Source organism: Clostridium thermobutyricum, assembly GCF_000371465.1.
In the GTDB taxonomy this organism is placed as follows: Bacteria; Bacillota; Clostridia; order Clostridiales; family Clostridiaceae; genus Clostridium; species Clostridium thermobutyricum.
In genome coordinates this window covers 144,719-146,293 of the sequence record NZ_KB850956.1, presented here as the reverse complement: position 1 = coordinate 146,293, position 1,575 = coordinate 144,719, and the positions used below count along the sequence as shown (strand labels likewise).

Annotated in this window: 1 protein-coding gene, 1 tRNA gene and 1 other annotated feature; both genes read right to left on the bottom strand. The window is 25.1% G+C overall.

Going from position 1 to position 1,575, the window contains the following annotated elements:
• Positions 1–697: 697 nt before the first annotated feature.
• Complete coding sequence (locus HMPREF1092_RS00650; RefSeq protein WP_002596642.1) at positions 698–1,285, bottom strand: hypothetical protein; 588 nt, start codon at positions 1,283–1,285, stop codon at positions 698–700.
• Between the two features lie 112 nt (positions 1,286–1,397).
• Positions 1,398–1,473 (bottom strand) — tRNA-Ala (locus tag HMPREF1092_RS00645).
• Between the two features lie 18 nt (positions 1,474–1,491).
• Positions 1,492–1,575: a sequence feature (5S ribosomal RNA rRNA prediction is too short), on the bottom strand.

Here is a 1,575-nt window from a genome sequence, read left to right as displayed (position 1 = left end):
GAAGAAAATTTCATCGCTCGACTTGCATGTGTTAGGCACGCCGCCAGCGTTCGTCCTGAGCCAGGATCAAACTCTCAATAAAAAGTTTAATCTTTTAGCTCTTAAAACTTACTTATAAAAGAATTGCTGGTTTAAGTTTGCTTATATATTATTCTGTTCAATTTTCAAAGACCATTTTTTCTTATCGCTATCAGCGACTTATTTAGTTTATCACTTAAGCTTTTGTATGTCAATACTTTTTTTACTTAAGTCCTATCTGTGAGTTATTTGTTTTAACTCATCGACGCTTATTATAATAACATATACTATATATATTACTCTATATTAATTTTTAAATTAGGTCATTTATTTTATTTATTCTCCAATTTTCTTTTTTTTTCTCTAATATTTTTATTATGATACACTAGGATATGTTTAATTTTTTTATTAGAATATTCTGTTTTTTATTTATTCACTCTCAATATTTTTATTATATATAAATTTATGATTTTATTTTGGAGAAGGGAAATGTAACAACTCCTGCTTATCCAAAGTTTAAGTGTACAATTGTTAATGTAATTGATAAGAAACAATTTTTTTGATATACTTAAGTAAAAATTCATTTCTATAAAATATGTAATTGACTTATAATTATAAAAAATTATTTATATTATTAATTTAAGAAATAAAAAAATAAAGGACTTATTTAATAAGTCCTTTATTTTCTTACACTATTTAAGTCTGCTTCTATAATTTCTTCTTGATTAAATACATTACTTTTATAATCCTCTAAATTACCATTAGGATTAATTATTGTCTGATAATAATTAACTATTCTATTATATATATTTGATAAACTTACATTTATATTTTTTTCTGTCTCTTCTTGAGATAAATTATCAATTTCCACTCTAATATTTACAAGCTTATTTTTTATATTTTCATCAATACCTGAGTTATTATAAAATATATTTAAACACCCTATACTCTCTCCAACAGTGGTAAATACATTTTTATTCATTTCATCTGTATCAGATAAAAATTTATTATAATCTATATTTATTATTTCTGATATTTCTTTCTTGCTTATTTGTCCATTATTTATAGTATTATTCCATACCAATAAATAATATTGGCTCATACTAGTCAGATTTATATTCATATCATTTAAATCATTATATACTTTTGTAATTTGTTCTGACATATTAAGTTTTGTACTCTCATCACTATTTTTATTTAATATTCCAATAGCAACACCAATTATTATTGCTATTACTATAAATATTGCTATTGTAATTTTTTTCATTTTCATTCTCCTAAAATAAACTCATATTTGATATTAACCCATATTATTTATATAAAATTTAAACCGTTTTTAGAAATATATTAAAAAAGACATGAAATATATTCATGTCTTTTGGTGGAGGTAAGGAGATTCGAACTCCTGACCCCCTGCGTGCAAGGCAGGTGCTCTCCCAACTGAGCTATACCCCCATATATAACCTAGCAACTTCCTACTCTCCCACACAGTCTCCCATGCAGTACCATCGGCGTTATAGAGCTTAACTTTCCTGTTCGGAATGGGAAGGAGTGTTT

What these genes read in the sequence shown, in the direction of transcription:
- HMPREF1092_RS00650 (WP_002596642.1), bottom strand. Translation starts at nt 1,285, where the DNA reads ATGAAAAAAATTACAATAGCAATATTTATAGTAATAGCAATAATAATT.